General features: G+C 64.9%; 4 protein-coding genes and 2 pseudogenes. 1 reads left to right on the top strand and 5 read right to left on the bottom strand.

The genetic code is table 11. The features are described from left to right. Window positions 1-86 precede the first annotated feature (86 nt). Both V6U90_RS34130 and map read right to left on the bottom strand, forming a co-directional pair. Window positions 87-188 (bottom strand): annotated as a pseudogene (locus V6U90_RS34130) (IS481 family transposase); the annotation flags it as partial. Window positions 189-314: 126 nt separating this feature from the next. Continuing rightward, window positions 315-1,097 carry a type I methionyl aminopeptidase gene (gene map, locus V6U90_RS32545; protein WP_334444879.1) on the bottom strand — a complete coding sequence of 261 codons (783 nt, stop codon included), beginning with the start codon at window positions 1,095-1,097 and terminating at the stop codon, window positions 315-317. Between the two features lie 66 nt (window positions 1,098-1,163). Here map and V6U90_RS32540 point away from each other — a divergent pair, with 66 nt between their 5' ends. Next, window positions 1,164-1,466 (top strand): helix-turn-helix domain-containing protein, encoded by a 303-nt coding sequence (locus V6U90_RS32540; RefSeq protein ID WP_334444877.1) that lies wholly within the window; start codon window positions 1,164-1,166, stop codon window positions 1,464-1,466. Between the two features lie 59 nt (window positions 1,467-1,525). Here V6U90_RS32540 and V6U90_RS32535 read toward each other — a convergent pair. The 3 genes and pseudogenes from V6U90_RS32535 to V6U90_RS32525 all read right to left on the bottom strand — a co-directional run. After that, window positions 1,526-2,361: pseudogene (locus V6U90_RS32535) on the bottom strand (DUF5984 family protein). A gap of 7 nt (window positions 2,362-2,368) precedes the next feature. Further along, complete coding sequence (locus V6U90_RS32530; RefSeq protein WP_334444875.1) at window positions 2,369-3,511, bottom strand: class I SAM-dependent methyltransferase; 1,143 nt, start codon at window positions 3,509-3,511, stop codon at window positions 2,369-2,371. A gap of 202 nt (window positions 3,512-3,713) precedes the next feature. Continuing rightward, window positions 3,714-4,387, bottom strand: a 674-nt coding sequence (locus V6U90_RS32525) for a PEP-utilizing enzyme (RefSeq protein ID WP_334444873.1), incomplete at its 5' end; no start/stop codon positions are given.

Genomic DNA, 4,387 nt, shown 5'->3' with positions numbered 1-4,387 from the left:
ACCACGACCCCAGCCGCAGCCGCCTAATCAAGATCTCTCATCCACAACTCTTGACTATTGCTCATCGCGTGAAGGGCGGCTGACTGGCGCAGGCAGTTGCCGTTGGCTTGCGGGCGGTACGGGCGAGTCCGCTTCGGCTTGATGGCGAGTTTTTCGCAGGCGTCTCGCCGCAGGTGAGACCGGTAGGCGCGAGCGACGGTGAGACGGGTGTCGAGGAGTCAGCGCAGCGTTGACGTGAAACCTCGGCAACCTTCCTTTTCACCGGTGATTCGCGATGAGGCGCCAGGAGCATAGGGGCATGCGTGGCTCCGACCTCACGAGCGCGCCTGCTTCGGCAAAGTGAGGATTTCGGCTCCGTCGCTGGTGATAGCGATCGTGTGCTCACTGTGTGCTGTCCGGCAGCCTGTCGCACTTCGGAGCGTCCACCCGTCGGCATCAGTGATGAGCTCGGCGGTGTCCGCCATGACCCACGGCTCCAGGGCCAGCAGCAGCCCCGGGCGCAGCCTGTATCCACGGCCGGGCCGTCCGGTGTTCGAAACGTGCGGGTCCTGGTGCATCGTTGACCCGATGCCATGACCTCCGAACTTGGTACTGATCGGGTATCCAGCCTTGCTGAGGACGGAGCCGATGGCGTGGGAGATGTCGCCGACGTGAGCTCCGGGTCCGGCAGCGGCTATCCCTGCGTACAGCGCGCGTTCGGTCGCGCTGATCATCGCGACGCTCTCCGGGGGCTTTGATTCGCCCACGATGAAGCTGATGGCAGAGTCTGCAGCGACTCCGCCTTTGGAGACGGCGAGGTCGAGTGACAGCAGATCGCCGTCGGCAAGCGTGTAGTCGTATGGCAGCCCGTGGAGCACGGCGTCATTGACGGACGTGCAGATGTAGTGGCCAAACGGCCCGCGCCCGAAGGACGGCTCGTAGTCGACGTAGCAGGACAGCGCTCCAGCCTCGACGATCATGGTCTTGGCCCACCGGTCGATGTCTAGGAGGATCGTGCCGACCGTGCTACGGCTCTTCAGGGTCTGCAAGATCTCTGCGACCAGGGCGCCTGTGTCCTTCGCTCGGGCCAGTTCGGTGGGGCTCAGGATCTCGATCATGCGGCGCCTTCCTCACGCAACCAATAACTATCCCGGCCATACTATCCCGGTACTAGAATTGGAGCCATGGTCAGGTTGCCGCTTACACCCGCAGAGGTCGAGCGCGGAGAGCGCCTCGGCGCCCTGTTGCGTCGCGCCAGGGGAGAGCGCTCGATGCTCAGGACCGCGCTCGATGCACGTGTCTCACCGGAGACCCTCCGGAAGATCGAGTCGGGCCGCGTAGCAACCCCTGCCTTCCCGACCATCGCGGCGATCGCCGATGTCCTCGGCCTCTCCCTCGATGCGGTGTGGGCCGAGATCAACCAGCCCGAACGTGGTGTTGAACCGACCAGCTCTGGTCACAACACACATGAGCGGTTGGCCTCGTAAGTCTCAATCCCGCAGCTGCGTTGGAGGCGTCGAGGAGAGGGAAAGCGTGGGCGCTGCTCTCAACCAATGTCCCCGGTCAGTACAACCTGGGCCGTCGGGACGCTGGCCTGATGTGGGTCACCGAGTAGCCGGTCGGCGCCCTGGTGGACGGCGTCCCAGTCGGTCTTGGGTGTGCGGTCGAGGTTCTTGGCGAGCCAATGCGCGCGGTCCTCATGTTCCCGCCGCAGCCCGACGAGGTCGACGTCTACGCCGGGCAGATCCCCACGGCGTTCCAACTCCTCGACCCGCTGCAGCACCGCCGTCATCAGTCCTCGTCGAGCATGTGTACCGCCTTGAGGTACGCGGCGGTCGGGACGCAGAACCGGACGGCCGGGTCGGCAATGAAACCGATCTCGCCGTTGTCCTCGTGCCGCCAGTCCACGGTGATCTCGTCGCGATCGCCGCGGACGGTTCGCCAGAACCGCAGACTCGGCGCATTCTGCAGGTAACCGAGGTCCAGGTAGTGCTCGCTGTGCCAGTTCGCCGCTGTGACGACCGGGTGGTCGGGCACACTCGGGTCGATGTCCCCGAATCCGTCCTCGTCGCCGGCGGTGACGAATGCGAGCGGATCGCATGCCCACTGCGCGGGGTAGGAGGCGATGAACAGTTGCAGATCGGCGGGTACCGGCTCGAGGACGTGCGGTGTGAGGACATTGACGTCTTCCCAGAGCCGGGCCAGGTAGTAGTCGACGTAGGGATGCGGATGATCGAGGCGGGTCCGCCGCAGCAACTGATGCCCGCCGACCTCGAGCCAGTACCAGCCCTCGGTGAGCCCGAACCAGTGCAGCGTTGGTTGGTCACCGCCCCACGACGACACCTCGTCAAGCGGATACAGCTCGAAGCGGAACCTGATCATCGAGGCACTACTGTCCGCAGCGCCGACGCGCGAGATGGACGGTGATGTCGGCGGCAATCTCGACCGTCTCAGGCAGGACCTGCATGATCCGGCTATATACCTGCTCTTGCTCCGAGTTCGGCAATTCGAGATAAGCCGAAACGGTCGAGAGAAGGCCAATGTAGTCGCGAGCACTCACCATCGACCGCCGCTCGATCACGGACTGCTGAACATCGGCGAACCACTCAGACCGTTGGAGCTCCGTACCTGGCCACTGCATGTCGTGTCCCGGCGGTGTCCCATCTGGAGATGGAACCTCGTCGCTCTCCAAGAACGGTGCCCGGGCCGCGCGTACAGCTTCCTCCACAGCCGGGTCAGCCAGCTGGACTGGTCCACCGAACGAGGCAAACACGCCACCCGGCTTCAGCAGCGAGGCCATGCGCGACCACCGCCCCTCCGGGTTCGTCCAATGCAGCGCCGCCGCCGCATAGATCAGCCCGTAGCTCTCGCCCGGTCGCAAGTCCTCGAACGCGGCTTGCGCGGTCTTGACGCTTGCTGGCACGTGCTTACGCAGTTCGGCGAGCATGGCCGCGTCAGGCTCGGTCGCGGTGACCGTGACCCCCCGTTGAGCGAACAGACGGGTTGCTTTGCCTGTCCCCGCGCCAATCTCGAGGGCAGTCCGAACCGGCTGACCGGCGTACGTCATCACCATGTCGAAAAGCGCCACGGGGTACCCCGGCCGGAACCGTTCGTATGCTTCCGCCACCACTCCGAAGCTCAGTGCGCGACCAGACACGCCGAGCATCCTGACACGATCTGCGTCGCCGATGCTCGGTCTTTCGCGCGACCCAGCCGCCCGATCATAGAAGCGGAAGTCTGAAGCAAACGACGAACCCTTATTGGCAGATCCCCACACGCGAGCCGTCGCCTCGCTGACACCAGCCAACCCGGTGGCGGCCACCAGGCTCATTGCGCCGACCAGCGCACTCACGACAGCCGGCAAATCCGGCCCGGGATGAAAAACCAGCGCCAGCCGGTCCAAGGAAACCCCGATCTCGGCTGCCGCGACCAGGCCAAGGCTAGGCGCGCCACCCACCGCGCTCCACAGATCCGTACCCGTCACCGTACCCGCGAGCAGGAGCAGCAGCGAGGTCGACCCGGTTACCCTCACCGTGGCGCCTCGGCGTAACCCCGAGGGCAGCAGCTCATGAGCGGGTGCCGTGATCAAGCCTTAAGTCGATACTCTCCTGACACGGAGGCCGTCCAGCGGTTCTCTGTGCCTCATGTCCATTGCGTCGTTCTATGCCTCATAGATCAACTGCTTGGCGCTGTCTTAGCCGGAAGCCACGGATGGCCCTTCTCGGTGTGGTCGGTCAAGGCAGGATCTCGACGTACCCGTCGGTTCCGTGCACGCGGATCCGCTGGCCGTCGCGGATCAGCCGGGTGGCATCTACCACACCGACGACGGCCGGCAAGCCGTACTCCCGGGCGATCACTGCGCCATGGGTCATCAGGCCGCCCACCTCTGTTACCAGGCCCGTGATCGCGACGAACAGGGGCGACCAGCTGGGGTCCGTGTAGGCCGTGACCAGGATGTCGCCCGCTTCGAGATCGGCCTCCGCTATGTCGAGGATGACGCGGGCCCTGCCCTCGATGGTTCCGGCGGAAACCGGTAGGCCGATCAGGGCACCGGCCGGCACGTCGTCGCGCCGGTACGCCCCGGCGACGGCCTCGCCATCGGAGGTGAGCACCCGGGGCGGTGTGAGCGCGTGGTACGACCGGAACGCGTCCTTGCGCTGTTGGATGAGCTGGTCATCCACTTTGTTCGAGCGTACGACGTCGTGGAGTTCCTGGAACGTGAGGTAGTAGATGTCTTCCTTCTCAGGGAGCACGTTGGCCTGCACGAGGCGTTCGGCCTCTTCCAGAAAGGCCTGCTTGTAGACGAAGTAGCGGCTGATGATGCCGTACTTCGGGTACTCCCGGTGTGACTGGTCAGGTGCTCGTCGGCGGGTCGGCTTGACCTGGGTCGTTCGGGTTGGATCATGGT

Origin of the sequence: Micromonospora sp. CPCC 206060, from assembly GCF_036906895.1 — a bacterium.
Lineage (GTDB): Bacteria > Actinomycetota > Actinomycetes > Mycobacteriales > Micromonosporaceae > Micromonospora.
This window is presented reverse-complemented; position numbering and strand designations above follow the sequence as displayed.